The 21,763-nt window shown below is 56.4% G+C and carries 21 protein-coding genes; all 21 read left to right on the forward strand.

Annotated features, from left to right (window positions below; all coding sequences use genetic code 11):
• Nucleotides 1–5 precede the first annotated feature (5 nt).
• The 21 genes from N909_RS0122520 to ltnD all read left to right on the forward strand — a co-directional run bounded on the left by N909_RS0122520 (nucleotide 6) and on the right by ltnD (nucleotide 21,762).
• Nucleotides 6–659 (forward strand): MotA/TolQ/ExbB proton channel family protein, encoded by a 654-nt coding sequence (locus N909_RS0122520; RefSeq protein ID WP_029918358.1) that lies wholly within the window; start codon nucleotides 6–8, stop codon nucleotides 657–659.
• 3 nt (nucleotides 660–662) lie between these two features.
• Nucleotides 663–1,160 (forward strand): ExbD/TolR family protein, encoded by a 498-nt coding sequence (locus N909_RS0122525; RefSeq protein WP_029918359.1) that lies wholly within the window; start codon nucleotides 663–665, stop codon nucleotides 1,158–1,160.
• Nucleotides 1,157–1,651 (forward strand): ExbD/TolR family protein, encoded by a 495-nt coding sequence (locus N909_RS0122530; protein ID WP_029918360.1) that lies wholly within the window; start codon nucleotides 1,157–1,159, stop codon nucleotides 1,649–1,651. Before N909_RS0122525 ends, N909_RS0122530 begins: the two co-directional genes overlap by 4 nt.
• 38 nt (nucleotides 1,652–1,689) lie before the next feature.
• Nucleotides 1,690–3,123 (forward strand): AgmX/PglI C-terminal domain-containing protein, encoded by a 1,434-nt coding sequence (locus N909_RS0122535; RefSeq protein WP_051690062.1) that lies wholly within the window; start codon nucleotides 1,690–1,692, stop codon nucleotides 3,121–3,123.
• 517 nt (nucleotides 3,124–3,640) lie between these two features.
• The gene (locus tag N909_RS0122540) at nucleotides 3,641–4,426 is read left to right on the forward strand and encodes a FadR/GntR family transcriptional regulator (protein ID WP_051690063.1); all 786 of its coding nucleotides are present in this window, start codon (nucleotides 3,641–3,643) and stop codon (nucleotides 4,424–4,426) included.
• A 34-nt stretch (nucleotides 4,427–4,460) separates the two neighbouring features.
• Nucleotides 4,461–5,465 (forward strand): TRAP transporter substrate-binding protein DctP, encoded by a 1,005-nt coding sequence (gene dctP, locus N909_RS0122545; RefSeq protein WP_029918363.1) that lies wholly within the window; start codon nucleotides 4,461–4,463, stop codon nucleotides 5,463–5,465.
• Nucleotides 5,466–5,549: 84 nt separating this feature from the next.
• Complete coding sequence (locus N909_RS0122550) at nucleotides 5,550–6,095, forward strand: TRAP transporter small permease subunit (protein ID WP_051690064.1); 546 nt, start codon at nucleotides 5,550–5,552, stop codon at nucleotides 6,093–6,095.
• Nucleotides 6,096–6,099: 4 nt separating this feature from the next.
• Nucleotides 6,100–7,422, forward strand: a complete 1,323-nt coding sequence (locus N909_RS0122555) for a TRAP transporter large permease (RefSeq protein WP_029918365.1) — start codon at nucleotides 6,100–6,102, stop codon at nucleotides 7,420–7,422.
• A gap of 151 nt (nucleotides 7,423–7,573) precedes the next feature.
• Nucleotides 7,574–9,736, forward strand: a complete 2,163-nt coding sequence (locus N909_RS0122560) for a dihydroxy-acid dehydratase domain-containing protein (protein ID WP_029918366.1) — start codon at nucleotides 7,574–7,576, stop codon at nucleotides 9,734–9,736.
• Between the two features lie 5 nt (nucleotides 9,737–9,741).
• Nucleotides 9,742–10,623: a 2-dehydro-3-deoxygalactonokinase gene (locus N909_RS0122565; protein WP_029918367.1), complete on the forward strand. Its 882-nt coding sequence runs from the start codon at nucleotides 9,742–9,744 to the stop codon at nucleotides 10,621–10,623.
• 9 nt (nucleotides 10,624–10,632) lie between these two features.
• The gene (locus N909_RS0122570; protein ID WP_051690065.1) at nucleotides 10,633–11,289 is read left to right on the forward strand and encodes a 2-dehydro-3-deoxy-6-phosphogalactonate aldolase; all 657 of its coding nucleotides are present in this window, start codon (nucleotides 10,633–10,635) and stop codon (nucleotides 11,287–11,289) included.
• Between the two features lie 32 nt (nucleotides 11,290–11,321).
• Nucleotides 11,322–12,314 (forward strand): AraD1 family protein, encoded by a 993-nt coding sequence (gene araD1 / locus N909_RS0122575; RefSeq protein ID WP_029918369.1) that lies wholly within the window; start codon nucleotides 11,322–11,324, stop codon nucleotides 12,312–12,314.
• Between the two features lie 64 nt (nucleotides 12,315–12,378).
• Nucleotides 12,379–13,554 carry a mandelate racemase/muconate lactonizing enzyme family protein gene (locus N909_RS0122580; protein WP_029918370.1) on the forward strand — a complete coding sequence of 392 codons (1,176 nt, stop codon included), beginning with the start codon at nucleotides 12,379–12,381 and terminating at the stop codon, nucleotides 13,552–13,554.
• A 36-nt stretch (nucleotides 13,555–13,590) separates the two neighbouring features.
• Nucleotides 13,591–14,016, forward strand: coding sequence for a GlcG/HbpS family heme-binding protein (locus N909_RS0122585; protein WP_051690066.1), 426 nt, complete (start codon nucleotides 13,591–13,593; stop codon nucleotides 14,014–14,016).
• Nucleotides 14,017–14,100: 84 nt separating this feature from the next.
• On the forward strand, nucleotides 14,101–15,276 hold the full coding sequence (dgoD, locus tag N909_RS0122590; RefSeq protein WP_029918372.1) for a galactonate dehydratase: 1,176 nt from the start codon (nucleotides 14,101–14,103) through the stop codon (nucleotides 15,274–15,276).
• Between the two features lie 105 nt (nucleotides 15,277–15,381).
• Nucleotides 15,382–16,068 carry an aspartate/glutamate racemase family protein gene (locus N909_RS0122595; RefSeq protein ID WP_029918373.1) on the forward strand — a complete coding sequence of 229 codons (687 nt, stop codon included), beginning with the start codon at nucleotides 15,382–15,384 and terminating at the stop codon, nucleotides 16,066–16,068.
• A 36-nt stretch (nucleotides 16,069–16,104) separates the two neighbouring features.
• Nucleotides 16,105–17,697 carry an aldehyde dehydrogenase (NADP(+)) gene (locus tag N909_RS0122600; RefSeq protein ID WP_029918374.1) on the forward strand — a complete coding sequence of 531 codons (1,593 nt, stop codon included), beginning with the start codon at nucleotides 16,105–16,107 and terminating at the stop codon, nucleotides 17,695–17,697.
• Nucleotides 17,698–17,797: 100 nt separating this feature from the next.
• Nucleotides 17,798–18,646: a fumarylacetoacetate hydrolase family protein gene (locus tag N909_RS0122605; protein WP_029918375.1), complete on the forward strand. Its 849-nt coding sequence runs from the start codon at nucleotides 17,798–17,800 to the stop codon at nucleotides 18,644–18,646.
• A gap of 188 nt (nucleotides 18,647–18,834) precedes the next feature.
• Nucleotides 18,835–20,013 (forward strand): fumarylacetoacetate hydrolase family protein, encoded by a 1,179-nt coding sequence (locus N909_RS0122610; RefSeq protein ID WP_029918376.1) that lies wholly within the window; start codon nucleotides 18,835–18,837, stop codon nucleotides 20,011–20,013.
• Nucleotides 20,014–20,037: 24 nt separating this feature from the next.
• Nucleotides 20,038–20,814, forward strand: coding sequence for an HpcH/HpaI aldolase family protein (locus N909_RS0122615; RefSeq protein WP_051690067.1), 777 nt, complete (start codon nucleotides 20,038–20,040; stop codon nucleotides 20,812–20,814).
• 30 nt (nucleotides 20,815–20,844) lie between these two features.
• Nucleotides 20,845–21,762 (forward strand): L-threonate dehydrogenase, encoded by a 918-nt coding sequence (ltnD, locus tag N909_RS0122620; protein WP_029918378.1) that lies wholly within the window; start codon nucleotides 20,845–20,847, stop codon nucleotides 21,760–21,762.
• Nucleotide 21,763: the final 1 nt, after the last annotated feature.

A 21,763-nucleotide genomic window follows, 5' to 3' on the forward strand; every position in this document is an offset into this window, starting at 1 on the left:
ACAAAATGGAAACTATTTATTCGATGGTGGGCTTTTTTCAAAAAGGCGGTTTGTTCATGTATCCGATCCTGCTGGTTTTCGGCGTCGGCATGGCCATTGCCGTGGAACGTTGGATTCAGTTGAGCAGGACCCGCAGCGAAAACCGCAAGGTCTGGAACAAGCTGCACCCGGTGCTGGCCAAAGGCGACTTTGATACCGTCCGCTCCATGGTCGACAAGGACAAGTCGACCATCGCCCAAATGCTCTCCATGGGCTTGGCCCGGCAAGGCGCGGTGCGGCGCCGCGAAGATATCGAAATTGCCATGGAAGAAAGCATGATGGAGATCATTCCCCAGTTGGAAAAGCGCACCCCCTATGTCGGCCTGCTTTCCAATATCGCCACCTTGCTGGGCTTGTTGGGAACCATCATGGGGCTGATCGAAGCCTTTACCGCGGTGGCCAATGCCAATCCAGCGGAAAAGGCCGACCTGCTTTCTGCCAGTATCTCGGTGGCCATGAATACCACGGCTTTTGGATTGATGGCCGCGATTCCGTTGTTGCTGATCCACGCCAAGCTGACGTCGACCACCGGGCAGATCGTCGATAGTCTGGAGATGGCTTCGGTGAAGGCCCTGAACAGCATTTCGACCTTCAGTAAACGCCAGAATCCGTTGGGCTGACCTATGAGTCGCCGCCAACAATATCGAAGGCGTCGGGGCTTCAGGGAAAATCCTGAACTCGATATCACGACGTTCCTGAACCTGATGGTGGTTCTGGTCCCGTTCCTGCTGATCAGTGCCGTATTTTCCCGGGTCACCATCCTTGAACTCAGTGTGCCGACCGGGGCCGGTGGCAGTGGCACCTTAAAACCCAACTTCACGATTGAAGTGGTGGTCCGCAAAGCCGGCCTGGAACTATCCAACGGCGCACAAGTGGTGGCCGCGCTGCCCAAAGTCGATGAGCAGTATGATTTCGACAAACTGTCGCAGATGCTGATCCGCCTGAAGGACGATTACCCGCAGAAGGACGATGCCACCGTGCTGATGGAACCGGATATTGAATATGACACCTTGATCCAGGTCATGGACCGGGTTCGCGAAGTCGAAGTGCCAGCCGAGGAGGGGGCAGAGGTACAGAAGCTGCAGCTGTTCCCCCTCATTTCCATCGGAGACGCGCCATGAGAGAGAGCCGCCGCATAAGACGCATGGAGCGCAACAGGAAGAAGGTGACTGGCCTGAATCTGACCTCGCTGATGGATGTGTTCACCATTCTGGTGTTTTTTCTGCTCGCCAATTCTTCATCGAGTGAGATCCTTTCCACGCCAAAGCAGATCAAACTGCCGGATTCGGTGGTTGAAACGAAGCCGCGCGAGACCGTGGTCATTCTGGTTGGCCCGGAGACCATTCTGGTGCAGGGCGAACCGGCCATCACCACTGCAGATCTGTTGAGTCTGAAATCCGATGCCATTCCGGAAATCACTGAACGGCTCAATCAGCTGGAACGGAACATCATCGGGGTCAGCACCCGCGAAATGGTGGAAAACAAGGAAGTGACCATCCTGGCGGATAAGAGCATTCCGTTTCGGGTGTTGAAGAAAGTTATGTCAACCTGCACGGCTTCTGGGTACGGGAGAATCTCTCTTGCCGTTATCCAGAAAGCTTCGCAAACCTAATTGGGAATTCCGTGGATACGTCAGAATTTTCAGAGGAAATGGAAAGTTTAAACGCGCAGATCGAGCCGCTGCAGGAACAGGTGATTCTGCTTGAGGATGAGTTGCGGGCGGTTGATGACGAACTGGGCGCCTATGCGGTAGAGCATCAGCAGACAGAGTTGCTAAACGAGGCCTGTGCCGCGCTGGAGCGCCTGGCTGCCATTGGGGCCGGCGAGCTGTTCTGGGAAGGGCTGCCGCAGCCGGTTGATGGCCAGGCCCACTGTGCCCGGATCAGAGAGCGGATTGCCGGGGTTGCAGAACAAACCTGCGAGCTGGAAGAACGGAAAAAATCACTCCAGGCCCAGGTTGAACAGCATCTCAGCGTCCTTGACTACCTGTTTGAAGAGGCGAATCAGGCGCGCTTGCGGGAAGAACGGCGTCAGGAAGAATTTTTGGTTGAACGGGAATTTGTGCCGCTGCCGTTTCGCCCCGCGATCATGCCCTGGATGACCCATGAGGAGAGTGAGAATCGTTTCCGACGGGCGGTGTTGATCTCTTTGTTGTTATGCCTGCTGTTTGGCGGGATTATCCCCCTGATTAGTGTGCCGATCCCGGATCGGGCCAACCTTGTGGTTGAGGTGCCGGAGCGCTTGGCCATGCTGCTCAAAGAGGACGTGCCACCACCACCGCCTGCCCAGATTGAAAAGCAGGAGCCGGAAAAAATCGAACCGGAGAAGAAAGAGGCTAAACCTACAGAGAAGAAAACCGAAACCGTGGCAGAGAAAAAGCCGGTTAAGGCGAAAGAACAGGTCGCCCCTGGTAGTGGTGCCCCCAAAGGAGCCCGCAAGAAGACGGAAAATATCGGTGTGCTGGCTTTCAAGAGCAGTTTTTCCGATTTGATGGATGAGGTTCCGGTTGCCAAACTTGGCGCGGAGGCCAAAGTTAAAAATGTCGATCGTAAGATTCCCGGTCAGGCCCGGGTACAGCGCGCCCTGGTCGCGACCCAGGCCAAGGGGGGGAGCGGGCAGGGGATCAGCAACTTTGGAGTGAGCCGTAACCTCGGCAATGGCGGTAGCGGCGGGGGGAGCGGTTACGGCCGGGCTGGACAGATCGGCGAGGTCGGCACCGCGAAAGTTGCCAGCAGTGTGTCCGGTTTGACCGCGGAAGCAGGGCGGCCGTTGAGCGACGGTATCGGCCCGGCCCGGACCGACGAAGAGATCCAAATCGTCTTCGATCGCTATAAGGCCACCCTTTATCGGATTTACAATAAGGAACTGCGCAAAGATCCGACCTTGCGTGGCAAGCTGCTGATCAAGCTGGTCATTGAGCCGGATGGATCGGTCTCCTTGTGCAAAGTCGAGTCGACGGATCTGGCTTCACAGGAGTTGGTCGAGAAAGTTGTCGAACGCATCAAACGATTTAATTTCGGCCCCAAAGAAGGGGTCCCACAGGTGACAATCCTTTATCCCATCGACTTCCTGCCGGCAGGATAAGTCGCTCTTGCGCCCCTGACCGGAACCTTTTGGTTCGGTCAGGGGCGTCATGCCATTACGTGACAGCTGTCGATCCTGCCTCTGGCACAGGAGCCGCTGCTCAGGCCGGTTCTTTCCCTTTTCTCCGTAGATAAATTTTATTATAGTCGGTCATCGAAATTTCCTATCTTCATTCGTGAAATAATCAATATTCTGCTGCTTCTATGCAGCGCGTTTCTGTTTTGGCAGCCATATCATTATGGGGAGTTTCAACTTATTTAACTATTACTTATTTTGTTATTTATCTGTAGATAATGTGACCATGTTTGACCGTTTAGAAAAGGTCGACAGTATGAATAAAGTTGTTATATCAATTATTTGGAGGGCTTTAGTGATGTTGTCTTAGAAACGGAACTACGTGCTGAATCAATTTTAATTTTAAATAAAACATATTTTTAACTTTTTTATTGACCTTACAAACAAACAAAGTTAATTTGTCATACAAATTGACCGGATATGTTGGTCAAAGGAGCGTGAAATGTTTGATTTACCGTCCGAAGTCCTGGTAAGCAAAAAAAATATCCTTGAGCACCTGGCTCGACTGATCATTGAGGGGCGGTTGCGGACCGATGAGATCATGCCGACGGAAATGGCGTTATCGTCACATTTCGGCGTCAGTCGAACTATGGTTAGGGATGTTCTTAAAACCCTTGAGAGTAAAGGATTTATTGAACGTAAAACAAATGTTGGGACGCGAATTCGCAGTATTCATTCCTGGAACCTGCTTGATAAGGAAGTTTTGGACTGGAGTTGCGGAGCTTTAACCCAGAGTCGCTTTTTATTGTCCCTTTTGGAACTGCGCCTGATTATTGAACCGCAGGCCGCTGCCTTGGCAGCGGTTCGGGCCAACGATGTCGATCTGCAGCAGATCAGGGCTCATTATCAGCAAATGAGCGACGGTCTCAAAAAAGAATCTGATCCGCGTGCCATCCTTGATACCGAGGCGGATATCGCCTTTCACAAGGCCATCATGAAGGCCAGCGGGAATCTGTTTGTTTCCCAGTTCGGCGGCGCCATTCGCGCGGCCCTGCATCATACGATCTACCTGTCAAACAAGGCGACTCTCGACGTATTTAAAAGTTTGGAGTGCCACAATAAAGTGCTGGAGGCGATTGAAAACAGACATTCAGAAGCCGCCTATCTGAGCATGGCGAAAGTTTTGAACAATACAATCACGGACCTTGGACTCCAGACCACCGGACTCATTATGTTGGAAGGTAATGCTGTCAATAGGATTGGTAGTTTCCCTGAAGCGCTCCCATGACGGGGGCTAATTTCTAACAGAGAAGGAGCGAAGTATGAAGATTGGGCAAAAGGTTTTGGCAATATTGGCAATGGTGGCGATGTTTGCCGGGACGTCCTTCGCAGCGGATTACAATTGGACGTTCCAGACTTCCGGCGCTGCCGGCGATGATGTCTATCGCTTTCTTCAAACCTGGGCCGGCTGGGTCGCCGAAGACTCCAACGGTCGTATCCAGGTTCAGGTTCTTCCTGCTGATGCTGTTGTTAAATACACCGAGACTCTTGATGCTGTTGGCGCCAACATCATCCAGGGTGATTTTACCGACCCCTCCTATTTCGCAGGTAAAGACCCTGCGTTTTCATTGATCGGTAACATGGTTGGTGCCTGGAGTGATCCGAGCCAACTTTTCGACATGATGAAAAACGGCGGCGGCTTCCAGATTTTCGACAAACTGCTCAACCAGTACAATGTTAAACTGCTTGGCGTGGCCTGTACCGGCGTTGAGGCCTTCGTCTCCAAGATTCCAATTCGCAAAGTGGAAGATCTTAAAGGGGTCAAGCTGCGTGCTCCGCAAGGGATGGTCAACAACGTCTTTACCGCTGTCGGAGCCACCCCGGTCAACCTGCCCGGTTCCGAAGTTTACACGTCCCTTGAAAAAGGCGTTATTGATGCTTCCGACTACACCGTTTTCGCCACTAACCAGGCTCAGGGTATGAATGATATCGCCCGGTTCCCCATTTACCCGGGTTTCCACTCCATGCCGACCATGCAGGTGACCATGAACCTGGATACCTGGAACTCCCTGCCCGATGACCTGAAGCAAGTGATGCGCAGCACCGTTGACCGCTTTGCCACTTACATGGTTGAAGAGCATGCCAAACTGGACAAGGCTGCCGTCAAGGAAGCCAAAGCCAAAGGGATCGAAGTTATCTCCTGGCCGCCGGAAGAAGTCGCCAAATTCCGTGAAATCGCTAAAACTCAATGGCCGAAATGGTCCAATTCCCCGATCGCTAAAGAGTGGGCTGATGCTGTTGCTGCCTACTGGGATTCCAAAAAGTAATAAGCTGCTTGTCTGACTGGAAAGGGCTCCTGATTCAGGGGCCCTTTCGAACCATAGCCTTATCTATGAAATGCGGGATTGATTATGAGTGATCACGAAGAAGAATTCTTGGTGAATGAGTGCGACACCGCTCTGGATCGCTGGATTGTGAAGCTTGGCGATATCGTCACCTGGCTGTACGTTATTGCCGTTCTGATCAGTTTTTACGAAGTCATCATGCGGTATTTCTTTAACTCTCCGACCGTCTGGGTGCATGAGACCACCACCGCTATTGTCGGCATGGCCATGGCCTATGGCGGTATCTACTGCTTCAGTAACGATAGCCACATTTCCGTGACCCTGGTCAGGGACCTGTTCCCGAAAAAATGGCAAAAGCGGATCGCTATCTTTGTCGACTTCCTGGTGCTGGTTTTTTCCGTTGGTGGGGCCTATGCCATGTACTACATGACCTCGCGGGCTCTGATAACCCCGGCCGGGACCTTTTACATGCAGCGGTCGGGATCGGCGATGAACAGCGTCTGGCCGACAATCACTAAAATTTTCATTCTACTGGTGTTCATTCTTTTGATCGCTCAGGCCTGCCTGCATCTGTTGAAGAAGATTAGAGCCTACGGGGAAGGGGAGGAGTAACGCTATGCTTGGATTAAGTGCTCTCGGGATCGGACCCGCCACCTTCCTGATTTTTTTCCTGATGATGGCTTTGCTGCTGATCGGCATGCCGCTGGGTTTTCTGACCGGGCTGGTGGCCCTGTTCTTTACCTTCGGCTGGTTCGGCCCCAACGCCATCGGCATGATCGGCACCCGGGTCTTCTCCTTTGTCACGGAATATTCGTTGGTGGCCATACCGATGTTCGTGTTCATGGCCAGTCTGCTCGATAAAACCGGGGTGGCGCGGGATCTTTACAATGCCATGCGCCTGATCGCCGGCCGTCTGAAAGGCGGCGTCGGGGTTCAGACCGTCGTTGTTGCCGCGCTTCTGGCTGCCATGTCCGGGATCATCGGTGGGGAGACGGTACTTCTCGGCATGCTGGCACTGCCCCAGATGCTGCGCCTTGGCTATGACAAGAACCTTGCCATCGGTACGGTTGTTGCCGGCGGCTCCCTCGGCACCATGATCCCGCCCAGTATCGTGTTGATCATGTACGGCATGACCTCCAACGTTTCCATCGGTGATCTTTTCACCGCGGCGGTGATTCCAGGGCTGATCCTGGTTTCCATGTACATTCTCTATGTATTGATCCGCTGCTATATCAACCCGACCATGGGACCACCGGCTCCGGCCTCGGAAATCGCCATGTCCGCCAAAGAAAAATTGGCGGCAATCGGGCATATCCTGTTGCCTATGACCATTGTGGTCTGGGTCCTTGGCAGTATTTACGGCGGGATTGCCTCGGTCACCGAAGCCGCCTGCATGGGCGTTATCGGGGTCGTGGTGTCGGCTATTGTTCGCCGTGAGCTGACTTATTCTATTGTCCATTCCGCCCTGCAGCAGACCATGCGCACCTGTGGGATGATCATCTGGATCGGGATCGGCGCCAGTGCCGTGGTCGGTATTTATAACCTGATGGGTGGCAAGCGCTTTGTCGAAACCGCCATCCTTGGGCTTGATGTGCCGCCGATGCTGATTGTCCTGCTGATGATGGCGATTTTGCTGATGCTGGGAATGTTCCTCGACTGGATCGGCATCGTCATGCTGACCATGCCGATTTTCGTGCCGATCATCAAGGCCCTCGGCTACGACCCCATCTGGTTCGGGGTGGTCTTCTGTATCAATATGCAGGTCTCGTTCCTGTCGCCGCCATTCGGTCCTGCTGCTTTTTACCTGAAGAGCGTGGCCCCGCCGAGCATATCGCTGGTGGACATCTACCGATCGGTCTGGCCCTTCATCATTATGCAGCTGATTGCCCTTGGACTCGTACTGGCTTTTCCTGAGGTTGCACTGTGGCTCGGCAATTGAGCTGACAGGTCTGCTTAGGCGGCTTGCCCATGGCCTCAGGTGACTTAAATTGTGGAATGTTGAGGCAATGAATTTTAACCGGCACTCATCTCAGGCAGCTATTTGTTGCCTGGGATGACGCTCACGCATTTCTCCAGAGGGGTTTTGAGTGATGGAAAACGACAATTTTTCAGAATTGACAATTCAGGAGGATTTCAATCCTTATCGCGAATGCATCCAGGGCTTGGCTAATGAACCGATTTGCGTTCAGCACACCATCAATAAGGCCTGGGATTTTGTTCGCAACCTAGCCCCCGAGCTTGATCCAGGCGAGATAACCCTTGATGAGATCGTCAAGCGGCTGGTTAACAACAAGCCTCGTATCGCGGTCATTACCGGTTCTATCGACCATCCGGCCCATTTGCGTGACGATGCCCATATCAGTCTGGCGGTGTTGCGGATCTGGGAAAACGGCGGTGTGCCGTTCGTCTTCGGCATTCCGGTCATCTGTGACGGGACCGCGCAGAACAATATTGGCCAGAGCTATTCCCTGGCTTCCCGCAACAACACGGCTGCGGCCGTGAATATCACTTTTGAGGGGCATTCCTACCACGCGGCTTATGTCCTGTCCAGTTGTGACAAGTTCCCGTCCGCTGTGATGAGCGGCCTGGCTTCCGCCGATGTTGCCCGCAACCACCCGGAAAGAGGGCAGGCGCCGGTCTGGGCCATGTTCATTCCGTCCCATGTGCTGCGCGGCGGGACCATTCGCCCGGCCACGGTTGACAAGCTGAAATCCCTTATCGCCAAGGCACGGAGCGAGGGGATGGCCGACCTGGCTGACGATATTGCCGAAAATATGCGTTATATCCTCCAATGCTCCTCCGATGAGGCCTTCTTCGGGCAAATGAAACGTGCGGTGGGGCAGGGGCTGATCAGTGCTGATGAATGTCGCGCCATCATGGATGATCTGGCCGCGGCGACCTGTCACCATAAGGGCGGGGTCTGCGCTTTCAACGGTACCGGCAACTCATCGCGCACCCTGGTCAGCGCCCTGGGGCTGACGCCGCCTAAATCCGAGCTGCTGATGGATGCTCCGCCGGCCGATGTGGTTGCTGAATGCGTCGATATGCTTTATCGCTGCCTCAACAAACCGGAACTGAGGATTACCAATATTCTGCAACAGAACTTCGCCAATGCGGTGCGGATTCATAATGCCACCGGTAGCTCTTCCAATATCCTGCTGCACCTTCCGGCGGTTATGCGCTATGCGGGGTTTGATGTTTCGATCATGGATTACGAGCGGATTCGCGCAGAAACCCCGGTGCCGGAAATTTTTGCCCACAGCCTGACTGAGCAGCGCGACACTTTTGTCCTGGCTCAACAGTTTGCTGCGGGCAAACATCGCGGTATGGAGAGTCTTTACCGGGTTCTGGTCGACCTCGGTTGTCACATGGATCTGGCTGCACCGACTGTGACCGGTCAGACCTGGGGCGAACGGATCAAGGATTTGACAGTCCCGGTCGCTTCGGACCTTGCCGAAAAAGCGGTGATCCGGACTCAACCGGTGCGAACAGCTTCCGGCGTCGAGATCCTGCGGGGCAATTTCATGTCCTCCTGTGTGGTCAAGCTGGCCGGGATGAGCGATCGACAACTGACTCATTTCGATGATCACCTGTTTATTGTCAGTTATTTCGAGAATGAGCGGGCCTGTATCGCAGAAATGACTTCGGTCAAGATGTTCGACAATCTCCTGGAAATAGTTAAGGGACTACCTGCTGAAGTTAGTAATAACCTTTTGAAATACAACTCAAAAGGAGCCGTTTCTGAATTTAACGAAGCAGACTTCCGCAGTCTTCTTAAACAGGGCTTTTTGTCCTATGCCTTCGTCATTGCCGGGCAAGGGCCGAAGGCTTTCGGCATGCCGGAAATGTTCGCTCCCGGGCAGAACCTCAAGCATCATCAGCTGCTGGAAGCGTCTTCGCTGCTGATCACTGACGGACGTTATTCGGGTGTGACCAAAGGGGCTTGTATCGGCCATGTCACTCCTGAAGCGATCGACGGTGGCGGTATTGGCCAGTTGGTTAATGGTGATCTGATGTGGTTGCGGATCGCTGCCAAGCAACTCGATATTGTCGATCCTGCTGCGCTTGGCGAAGGACGGACCGTGGCTTTCGAACAGTTGCCTGAACGCAAGGACCTGGTCGCCCGGCGTGGTGCGATGATGGCTGACCGGCTGCTCCAGGTGGCGGCCAGTAATTCCATGTATGACGTCTCCAGCGCGGAGAAGGGGTGTGTGCCTTATCCGGTCGATCAGCGTGCGGTGAAAGCCGTGTAGGTTGAATGATGATTGTCGTCGATTGGGGGACAACCAACTTAAGAGCCTACCGGTGCAGCGCTGACGGCGCGATTCTGGAGCGAAGGTCGAGTCCCCGCGGGGTAAAATCCTTATCCCGCGGGGACTACCCCGAGGTTTTGCAGGAACTGCTCGACTCGTTTGCTCCCGAGTCGGGCCAGCAAGTCTTTATCAGCGGGATGGCCGGGTCACGCAATGGCTGGGTGGAAGTTCCTTATTGCTCACTGCCGGCTGATCTCGACGCGTTAAAAGCCAATCTTCATCCCTTGCCGCCACCCTTCAACGGTTATCTGATTCCCGGGGTCCGGGTGGTCAAGGACGACGGGACCAGCGATGTCATGCGTGGCGAAGAAATTCAGGTTTTCGGTGCGCTACACTCTTTGGACCTATCCTCTGCACTGCTCTGTTTGCCCGGCACTCATAGTAAATGGGTCCGGGCTCAAGACCGACAGTTGTGCGATTTTTCCACCTTTATGACCGGTGACCTGTTTCAGGGGTTGGGGCAGACCATTCTCGGCTGTGACAGCGAGACCGCCTTCAGCAGCGAGGCCTTTGCCAAAGGGCTGGACGCGGTTAACTTGGTCGCCGGCGGCCTGCTGCATCAGCTTTTCACCGGTCGGACGCTGATGCTGGATGGAAAAATCACTGTCGAAGAGGTTTCTTCCTTTGTCTCCGGATTGCTGCTCGGCCATGAACTGAAACAGGCCCTGACCATGCGGGATGAGAAGGAGAGGGTCGTGCTGATCGGCGCAGAGGCTCTCTGTGCCCGGTATCGAAGCGCCCTTAACCGACAAGGTGTAGAAGCGACGATTCTCAGCAGCGATCTGGCGACTTGCGCCGGAGTTGCTGCCTTACCACAGTCAAGCTGAGGTGCAGTTATGGCATACCGCTTTAATTCACTGTTTGCAGAGCTACCGTTGATCGGGATTTTTCGGGGTATCAAGCCGGATGAGGCCGTCAGCGTGATTGGTGCCGCCATCGACAAAGGTTTGCGCATTGTTGAGGTGCCCCTTAACTCACCGGATCCCCTCGATTCCATTGCCCGACTCGTCGAACGTTTCGGTGAGCAGGCGCTGGTCGGCGCTGGAACGGTTACGACAGTCGCTGAAGTCGAGGCGGTCGCTCGGGCCGGCGGACGGCTTATCGTGACTCCCTACGCTCGGCGGGCGGTGGTAGAGCGAGCCAAGGAACTGGGGCTGGCAGCGACCCCTGGTGCCTTGACCCCGACGGAAATTGCCGACATGCACGCCGCCGGCGCTGACGCCGTAAAAATTTTTCCGGCCGAAATGATGCCGCCGCGGATTCTTAAAGGACTGGGGGCAGTTCTGCCTGCTGACCTGTTGTTGGTCCCGGTGGGTGGAGTCTCCCTTGAGAATATGGCCGACTATGTTGCCGCCGGTGCGGCCGGGTTCGGACTCGGCTCGGCCTTGTATCGAGCGGGAGACCGGGCGGAAACAGTTGCTGCCCGGGCCGCAGCCTTTGTTGTTCATCTGCAGTGTTTGCTGGCAGGTCCAATCGATCCTATTTCCGGCTGAAAATTACCGGAGTTATCTGAAAGGGGTTTGCAATGCGTTTAGTTCAATTTTACCAGGGAGATGATTCATCAGCCTGGCGGGTTGCGGTCGTGGCCGCTGACCAAGAGAAACTGCAAGTGGTTGCTGACTGTCGCGGAACCTACGACTTGGCCATGACCGCGGTTCGTGCCGGTAAGTCGTTGACCGAAGTCATTGCCGAGAAGGGTTTTGCGGAGGATCTGTCTTACCCTGACGTGCTGGCCGAAGGTCGCCTGCTGGCACCGCTGACCCACCCGGATCCGGCGCATATGCTATTGACCGGCACCGGTTTGACCCATTTGGGAAGTGCCAGCACGCGCAGTGCCATGCACGCCAAGGCTGATGATCAGTTGACCGACTCCATGAAAATGTTCAAGTGGGGCGTCGAAGGCGGCAAGCCGGCCCCCGGTGAAATCGGCGTCGAGCCGGAATGGTTTTATAAAGGGGACGGCAGCTGGCTGGTTGCTCCCGGCCAGGCTTTGAGCTTACCGGCCTATGCTCATGATGGCGGCGAAGAGCCTGAAATTGTCGGGCTCTATATCATCGGTGACGACGGGACTCCGTTCCGGGTCGGCTTTGCTATTGCCAACGAATATTCCGACCATGCCCTGGAACGGCAGAACTACCTCTGGCTGGCACACTCCAAGCTGCGGCAGTCCTCCTTTGGTCCGGAACTGCTTATCGGCGACCTGCCGGCAGATGTCCAGGGCACCAGCCGGATTCTGCGCGATGGTGCGGTGCTCTGGGAAAAGGACTTTGTCAGCGGTGAACAGAATATGAGCCACTCCATTGCCAACCTGGAGTACCACCATTTCAAGTATCCGGGGTTTAAACGGCCGGGAGATGTCCATGTGCATTTTTTCGGCACCGCGACTCTGAGTTTTGCTGATCAGGTCAAAACGCAGCCCGGAGATGTCTTTGAAATTGCCGCCGACGGTTTTGGCCGGCCTCTGCGCAATCCGCTGGTCGCCGCGGAGAGCTGCAAACCGGAAATCAAGGCGCTGTAAATAGACCGTTATGGGCTCGGCAGGCTGCTGACTGCCTGCCGGACATGAGCTGCGGAGGTAACCAATGAAAATTGTCAAAGCTGATATTGTCGTGGTCGGTGCCCCCTGGCGGGAACTGACCATTGTCGAGTTAACCACTGATACCGGTCTGACCGGGCTCGGTGAGGTGCGGATGGTCAATAAAACCGACACCTTGATTGCCGCCATTGAAGAGCTGGCGGCCCGCTATGTCATCGGGATGGATCCGGCCAACCTGACCCGGCTGGCCTGGCAGATCCAGGTCGGCGAATACGGACTGCCGGGTGAAGTCGGTCAGAGCGCTCTGGCGGCCTTTGATATGGCGTGCTGGGACATCCTTGGCAAAGAGCTGAACGTACCGGTCTGGAAATTGCTGGGTGGCAAGTTTCGCGAGCGGGTGCCGGCCTATGCCAATGGCTGGTATCAGGGAGGACGTGATCCGCAGGTCATTCGCGAACTGGCCAAAGGGGTGGTTGCCAAAGGCTATCGGGGGTTGAAGATCGACCCCTTTGGTGCCGCTTCCGCGGAGATCTCCCGCAGCGAGCGCATGCGCGCGGTCGCGATCCTGGAGGCCGTGCGGGATGCGGTCGGACCTGATGTGCAGATTTTCCTGGAGATGCACGGTCGTTTTACCGGGGCTGCCGCCCGGGCGGTTGCTCGCGATGTGCTCGACATCGAACCCGGTTGGCTCGAAGAACCGGTCACGCCGACCGATGTGACCAGTTTGCGCTCGGTCCGGCAGAGCACTCATCTGCCCATCGCCTCGGGTGAGCGCATGCACGAGGCCCACGACCTGCGCCCCTTTATCGAGGAAGGACTGGTCGATATCTATCAGATTGACCTGACCCATGCCGGCGGCATCACCGGTTTACAACAACTGGTCGGCTGGACCAACGCCTATAACGTCATGCTTGCGCCCCATAACGTCTGTGGACCCATTGGTACGGCGGCCGCGCTGCATTTCTCCGTGGCCTGCCCGAACTTTAAGATCCTGGAACATTTCAATGACTTTGCCGATCCCTGGGTGTTTGACATCGTCACTGGAGCGCCCCGGGTCGATCCGGCTGACGGCTGCTTCCCGGTCCCGGACGGTGCCGGGCTCGGGGTGACTCTCAACCGGGAAGAATGTGCCAAACACCCCCGCACCGGAGGTCGGCTGGCCCTGTTCAGCGAGGGGTGGGAGCAGCGGACCAAGGTAGAGAACTATATTGAGCCGCAATAGTCGTAAAAGCGCTGGCGGGCGACAAGAGGAGGCCTGATGGTGGAGAAACTGCCGGTCAAGCACATGATAAACCTGGCTGCAGCACGTTGTATTGCCGCGGCCGCTGAGGCGGAAGCCAGCGTCAACGAGTGGGCGGTGGTCATTGTCATCATCGATGATGGCGGGCACCTGGTGCTGCTGCAGCGGATGGACGGGACCCAACTGGCCAGTATTGATCTTGCCACCCAAAAGGCTCTCAGCGCCCTGATTTACCGGCGCCCGACCAAGGCATTTGAAGATTCCCTGCTCGGTGGACGTCAGGCCGTTCTCGCATTGCCCGGAGCTTTGCCGGTAAACGGCGGTTTGCCGCTCAGCTATGGGGGAGATCTGATCGGAGCCATCGGAATCAGCGGCGTCACTGCCGAGCAGGATGCGCAAATTGCTGCCGCCGGGGCCGCTGCTCTCAAAGCGTTGCGTGAGTAAATCGCCATGGTTTGAATGGCCTGCTCAATGAACAAGACTCCTTTCGGCAAGGCATTGCCGTGGTGAAGAAAGTCGAGGCGCGGAATGAAGATCACTGCTGTCAAACCGTTAGTGGTTAATGCCGACATGCGCAACTGGGTTTTTGTTAAAGTTGAAACCGACCAGCCAGGCTTGTATGGTTGGGGGGAGTCGACCCTCGAATGGAAAACCCGGGCGGTGGTCGGCGCGCTGGAAGATCTGGCCCCGTTGGTGGTCGGCCAGGACCCGGCGCAGATCAATCAACTGGTCCGGATCATGAAAAAACAGAGCTTCTGGCGCTTGGGCGCCATCGGCTCCAGCGCTGCCTCCGGCATCGAACTTGCTCTTTGGGATATCCTTGGTAAAACTTTACAGTGCCCGGTCTGGCAGTTGTTGGGTGGCCGGGTGCGGGAGCGGGTGAAGGTCTATACCCATCTTGGCATGGGGCAGATGGAAGCGGTTTACGAAAGCCTGGACGAGGAACCGCTTCTCGCTCGCGCGGAAGCGGTGCGCAGCCATGGTTATAACGCCATCAAGATTGTCAATATTCCCTATACCCATTACACGGTCAGCCTGCCGGATCTGGACAAACTGCACCGGATGACCCTCAGACTGCGGGAAATTCTTGGCCCTGAGTGCGAAATCATGATCGATTTCCATGGTCGGCCGGGATCGGCCCGCAGCGCGCTACAGTATGTCGAGGCGGTGGCGGCGGCCCGCCCGCTGTTTATTGAAGAACCGGTTCAGCCCGGCGATGGCAAAGGGTTGCAATTTGTCCGTGAACGTTCTGCGGTACCGGTGGCCGCCGGTGAACGGCTGATCGACTTGGCTGATTTTGCCGCATTGTTCGACAATCGGGCGGTTGATATCGCGCAGCCGGACCTGTGTCACTGTGGCGGGTTTACCGAGGCCAGGAAAATTGCCGCCATGGCCGAGGCGGTCGGGATCGGTATTGCTCCCCATAATCCCTGCGGACCCATCGCCGGAGCAGCGGCGCTGCATTTTGCCGCGGCGACCCCGAACCATATTATTCAGGAAGAGATGGTCGGCGCAGTGCCCTGGTATCGGGAGGTGTTGTCGAAAAGCCCGATCCAGATGGTCGACGGCTGCTGGCAAATCCCTGACGAACCAGGCCTCGGGGTGGAGATCGACGAAGCGGCCGCGGCCCGTCATCCGTTTAAACAGGAACCGATTCACCCGATCCACGCCCGCCTGGCCGATGGTACGGTTGTCGACTGGTAGCGGATTGGCTTTGCTCCGCTGATCTGAATCAGGGCATTTGCCGTAATAAAACAGGCTGGCGAGTCCATTGATGGACTTTTTCAATAGTTTGATAGAGGAGGACATATGCAGAATTCAGGCGGTATTGTGACCATTGTTCATACCAGTTTTGTCTCGGTCGACGATCTGACCGCCCTGTTCAAGGAACTGGGTCCGGAGATTCAGCTGCGCCATATCGTTGATGACAGCCTGCTGCCGGAGGTCCTGGCCAACGGCGGAGTGACCTCGGCGGTGCGCAGTCGGATCTGTGCTTATTATCGCGCGGCCGAAGATGCCGGCTCTGACCTGATTTTTAACCAGTGCTCATCGGTGGGCGAAGCTGCCGATATCGCTGCGCAACTGATAACCACACCGGTGGTCAAGGTGGATGAAGAGATGGCGCGTATCGCTTGCCGGACCAGCCGGAAGATTGCCGTAGCAGCGACCCTCGAAACCACTTTGGGGCCGACCTGCCGGTTGCTGGAAAAAACCGCTCTCGCCATGCAGAAAGAGATTGCCGTTGAACCGTTACTGGTCAATGGAGCGTTTGCCGAGCTTGTTTCCGGAAACCGGCAGAAACACAACGATATGGTCCTGACCGCGATCAGGGGCGCGCTGGAACAGGTTGATGCCGTGGTTTGTGCTCAGGGCAGCATGGTGGCAATTTTACCGGAACTGGGTCAAACCAAAGTCCCGGTGCTGACCAGTCCCAGAACCGGCGTCGCTTACGCCGTTGCCGAATTGCGCAAGATCATGGCGCAGAAAAATCATTGATTCACACACAATCACCACGCAGTAAAGGAGTCGTTCATGTCTATTACAGGAAAATTGTTAATCAACGGAGAATGGGTGACAGGCCAATCTGGAACCTACCAGGCTGTCAACCCGGCGAGCGGTGCCAAGCTCGAACCGATTCTGAGTAAAGCCTCTTCCGCCCAGGTTGACGCCGCTGTTGCCGCGGCCGCGGCCTGCGCTGCCGAATTTCGTCGCTGCTCATTGGCCAAACGAGCTGAATTTCTGCGCGCTTGCGCAACGGAAATCATGGCGCTTGGTGATGAACTGGTGCAACGGGCCATTGCCGAAACCGGGCTGCCGCAGGGGCGTATCGAAGGGGAGCGGGGTCGGACCTGTTTCCAGCTGAACATGTTCGCCGATGTTGTTGAAGCCGGGGATTTTCTTGATGTCCGTATCGACACGGCCCTGCCGGACCGGCAGCCTCTGCCGCGGCCGGATCTGCGCTACATGAATCAAGCCATCGGTCCGGTGGTGGTGTTTGGCGCCAGTAACTTTCCGCTGGCTTTTTCGGTGGCTGGCGGTGATACCGCTTCAGCTTTTGCCGCTGGTTGCCCGGTTTTGGTTAAGGGGCATTCCTCCCACCCCGGCACCAGCGAGCTGATGGCTCAGGCCATTGACAAAGCGATTAAACAGACCGGGCTGCCGGCGGGCGTCTTCTCCCTGCTGATGGGTGCCGGTCGTGAAGTCGGCAGCGCCCTGGTGGTGGCGCCGGAGGTCAAGGCGGTCGGATTTACCGGTTCCTTCAGTGGTGGCATGACTCTGGTCAAGTTGGCCAATGATCGCCCGGAGCCGATTCCGGTCTTCACCGAGATGGGCAGTCAGAATCCGGTTATTCTGCTCCCCAAAAAGCTCGCCAGCGAAGCCGAACAGGTCGCCGAAGGATTTGTCACCTCGCTGAATATGGGAGTCGGTCAGTTCTGTACCAATCCCGGACTGGTGCTGGGGATTGCCGGACCAGAGCTGGATCGGTTCATCAAGGCCGCCGAAGAATGTCTGGCCAAACAACCGGCCGGCGTCATGCTTAACCAGGGCATTCAGGAAGCATATAACGAAGGGGTGGCGACCATCTCCAGTCAACCCGGCGTGACCTGCAATGCCGTCGGCGAAAGTCATCAGGGAAAGACCGGTTTTTGCGGCCAGCCAACCTTGCTGACGGTTTCTGCGAGCGATTTCATTGCCAATACGGCCCTGACCGAAGAGATGTTCGGGCCGGCCTCTCTGCTGGTCACCTGTAAAGACCTGGCAGAACTGGAAGCCGTCGTGACCAGCCTTAAGGGGCAGCTGACCGGCACGATTCAGACCGCGCCTGGAGAAATGAGTGAATACCCGGAACTGATCGACCTGCTCAATACCAGGGTCGGCCGGTTGCTGGTCAACGGGTACCCCACCGGTGTGGAAGTTTGTCATGCCATGGTTCACGGCGGTCCGTTCCCGGCCGCCAGCGACGTGCGCTTTACCTCGGTGGGTTCCGCGGCCATCTATCGCTTCCTGCGGCCGATCTGCCTGCAGAACTATCCGCCGGAACTGTTTCCTGAGCCGCTCCAGAACAGCAATCCCCTCAATATCTGGCGGTTGGTGAACGGCAGCCGGACCAGGGATGCCATCTGATCGGTGGCTGGTTGAAGGCGTTTTTCGGAACGGTTGTTCGGCAGGCAACCGTTCCGAAAAATATGATTTTTAATCCCGTTTACAACCCGACAGGATCACCATGAAGTTATTACGCTATGGAGGAAAAGGGCAGGAAAAACCCGCCATCCTGGACCGGGAAGGGCGGATTCGTGATTTGTCCGGCCAGGTGAAAGACATTGCGGCGGCTGTGCTCTCGCCTGACGGATTGGCCCGCATTGCCGCGCTGGATCTTGAGCGTCTTCCCCTTGTAACCGGCACCCCGCGGCTCGGTCCCTGTGTCGGCCAGGTCGGTAAATTCCTTTGCATCGGGCTGAACTATTCCGATCATGCCGCCGAATCCGGCATGGCCATTCCGGCTGAACCCGTGCTGTTCATGAAAGCAACCAGCGCCATTGCCGGACCGGCAGACGATGTGGTGATCCCGCGCGGAGCGCAGAAGACCGATTGGGAAGTCGAACTCGGGGTGGTCATCGGCACACGGGCCTCCTATGTCAGTGAAAAAGACGCCCTGCAACATGTCGCCGGTTACTGTGTGGTCAATGACCTCAGTGAACGGGCCTATCAGCTGGAAGGAACCGGGCAGTGGGTCAAAGGCAAGTCCTGCGATGGTTTCGGCCCCTTGGGACCCTGGCTGGTGACCCGGGATGAAGTTCCGGATCCCCAGAATCTGCAGCTGTGGCTTGACCTTAACGAGCAGCGTTATCAGGAGGGCTCGACCGCCAGGATGATCTTCGGGGTCGCGGAGATCATCAGTTATCTAAGTCGCTATATGACCCTGTATCCGGGCGATGTCATCTCCACCGGAACGCCCCCCGGAGTCGGCATGGGCCTGCGACCGCCGCGCTATCTTCGCCCTGGTGATCGGCTGCGGCTCGGCATTGTCGGGCTGGGCGAGCAGAATCAGGTTTGTGTTGAACATTCATTTTAAACGAGTACCTTGAACACTTAGCAGGCATTTGAAAAACACCCTGCGTGCCCATGGAAGGGCGGTCAAAATCGATGACCATTTTCTGAGGCATTGATTTTGTAAACAAGTTTTCTCAACCGAGTTTGAAAAGACCAGGGATAGACCTTTTTTAGTATCGGTTGTCACGATTGCCCAGAGGAGAGTTGCTCATGCCCTTAGAATTACATCCTGAAGCTATCCTTCCCGTCGATGCTCACCAAGCTACCTTGATCGGTCGCGCCTGGCTTCCCGAACCTGCTGCCGGCCCGGCTGTTGTCCTGGTTCGTGGTGATGATGTTATCGATATCTCCGCTTTCGCGCCGACGGTTTCCGCTCTGCTGGAGAAGCCCGGGCTGGTGCAGGAACTGGCGACTCTTGAAGGTCCGCTGATCGGTTCCGTCAGTGCGCTGCTGGCCAATAGTTCGGCTGATCGCCGGGATCCCGGCCAACCCTATTTTCTGACTCCCATCGATCTGCAGGCGATCAAGGCCTGTGGGGTGACCTTTGTGGTCAGCATGCTGGAGCGGGTCATTGAAGAACAAGCCAAGGGCGATCCCCAAGCCGCTGCAAGTATCCGCGAGACCATCAACGCCGAAATCGGCAGCGATCTGGCTGCCGTTGTGCCCGGCTCGGCCGCAGCTGACAGGCTTAAACAGGCCCTGCAGCAACGCGGGGTCTGGTCCCAGTATCTGGAAGTGGGGATCGGCCCCTATGCCGAGGTTTTCACCAAAGCCCAGCCCATGTCAGCGGTCGGTATCGGCGCTGAGATCGGCATTCATCCGGAATCGACCTGGAACAATCCCGAACCCGAGGTGGTCCTGGTGGTCAATTCCAGCGGCGTTATTGTTGGAGTGACCCTGGGTAACGATGTCAACCTGCGTGATTTTGAGGGGCGTAGCGCCTTGTTGCTGGGGCGAGCCAAGGACAATAACGCCTCCACCGCGCTGGGACCCTTCATCCGAATCCTGGATGACAACTTTTCCCTGGACGATGTGCGCAACCTTGAGCTGGCCATGAAAGTGGCCGGGGACGATGGCTTTGTCCTGAGCGACGGCAGCAATATGAGCAAAATCAGCCGCGACCCGGCGGACCTGGTGAAACAGACCATCAGTCGTAATCATCAATATCCGGACGGTCTGGTCCTGTTCACCGGGACCCTGTTTGCCCCGACCTATGACCGGGATGCGGCCGGCATGGGCTTCACCCATAAGATTGGTGATATTGTCACGATCTCAACCCCTCGCCTGGGGGCGTTGATCAATCGCGTGAATGTGACTGTCGCCGCGCCGCCCTGGACCTTTGGGACCGGGCAGCTGATGAAAAATCTGGCGCAGCGCGGTTTGTTATAAACCAGAGGTGAGGAGATAGACACGATGTTCAGAGAAAATCAGCTGAAAAGGAAACTTCAGCTCGGCCAACCCGCTTTTTCTTTCTGGCTGCACACCGCCAGTCCGATTGTTGCTGAAATTCTGGCGCTGACCGGCTATGACGGCGCCATTATCGACCTGGAACATGGTCCCGACAATTACCTGAGCGCCACCAGCCACATGCAGGCCATGAGCGCGACTTCGACCTGCCCGATTATCCGGGTGCCCTGGAACGATCCGGTGGAAATCAAGCGGGCCCTCGATACCGGGGTTGAAGGCATCATGATTCCGGAAGTCAACAGCGTTGCCGAAGCCGAGGCGGCGGTCAGTGCCTGCCACTATCCGCCGCGCGGCAAGCGTGGGGTGGCCAGCGTCCTTAACCGGGCGTCATCCTACGGGTTGCAGGTCAGCCACTACGAGAAAACCTGTGGTCAGGAGCTGCTGGTTATAGCGCAGATCGAAAGCCTCAAAGCGGTGGCCAATCTTGAACAGATCGCCGCGGTCGACGGCATCGATGTGCTCTTCATTGGACCCAGCGATCTTTCCGGTGATTGCGGTAAAGTGGGCGATTTCAACAACCCGGTCTTTGTCGATGCCCTGGCCCGGGCCGAACAAATCATCAAAAAGAGTGACAAGTTCCTCGGCGGCCTGCCGCGCGGTTGCGACCCGGCCACGGCGATGCTGGAACGGGGCTACGATTTTATCGTTTCCGCGTCCGATGTCCTGCTGTTGCGGGACGCTGCGTTACATGATCTACAGACGGTCCGCGGTTTCATGCCCTAAGCGAATACATCCAATCCGGAGGTTTTGATTATGGAAAATCCTGCCCAGCAGCAAACAGTCGGTGTCATTGGCCTCGGTTCCATGGGAATGGGCAGTGCCCTGGCTCTGCATGACGCCGGGTTTGACGTCATCGGTTATGACGTCAGCGCTGCCGCCCGCGAGAAGTTCAGCGCCGCAGGTGCGCGAGTCGCTGAAAATCCTGCCGCAGTCGCCGCCGCCACCGACATCATCTTTGTGGTGGTGGTGAACTCGGACCAGGTCGATGCGGTTTTGTTCGGTGCGGATTCGATCTCGACAACCATGGCCGCAGGCGGACTGGTTATCCAATGCGCAACGGTGGCGCCAAGCTACGCCCGTTCGTTGGGAAAACGGCTGGCGGAAAAGCAGCTCGAACTGCTCGATGCACCGATCAGCGGAGGCTCGGTGAAAGCCCGCCAGGGGAAACTGTCGGTGATGGCTTCTGGAGCGCCGAAAAATTTTGCCCGCGCCGCGGCTGTTTTGGAGGCGGTGGCTGAAAAGGTCTATCGGCTCGGGGATACCCCCGGCGCCGGTTCCAGCGTCAAACTGGTCAATCAGCATCTGGCCGGGGTTCATATCGCCGCAGCGGCTGAAGCCATGGCCCTGGGGATCAGCATGGGGCTTGATCCCGCCACGCTCTACGAGGTGATTACCCACAGCGCCGGGAATTCCTGGATGTTTGAAAACCGGGTGCCGCATATTCTGGCCGGTGACTACACCCCGCACAGTGCCGTCGATATTTTTGTCAAGGACCTCGGCATTGTCCACACCACCGGGCGGGAGCAGACCCTGCCGTTGCCGCTGGCCGCCACGGCGTTGCTGCAGTTTACCGCTGCAAGTTCTGCCGGTCACGGCCGGGAAGATGACAGTGCGGTCATCAAGGTTTATGAGCATTTGAGCAACCTCAAATTGCCGGCTAAAAAAGACTGAT

This window comes from Pelobacter seleniigenes DSM 18267, from assembly GCF_000711225.1.
Classification (GTDB): Bacteria; Desulfobacterota; Desulfuromonadia; order Desulfuromonadales; family Geopsychrobacteraceae; genus Seleniibacterium; species Seleniibacterium seleniigenes.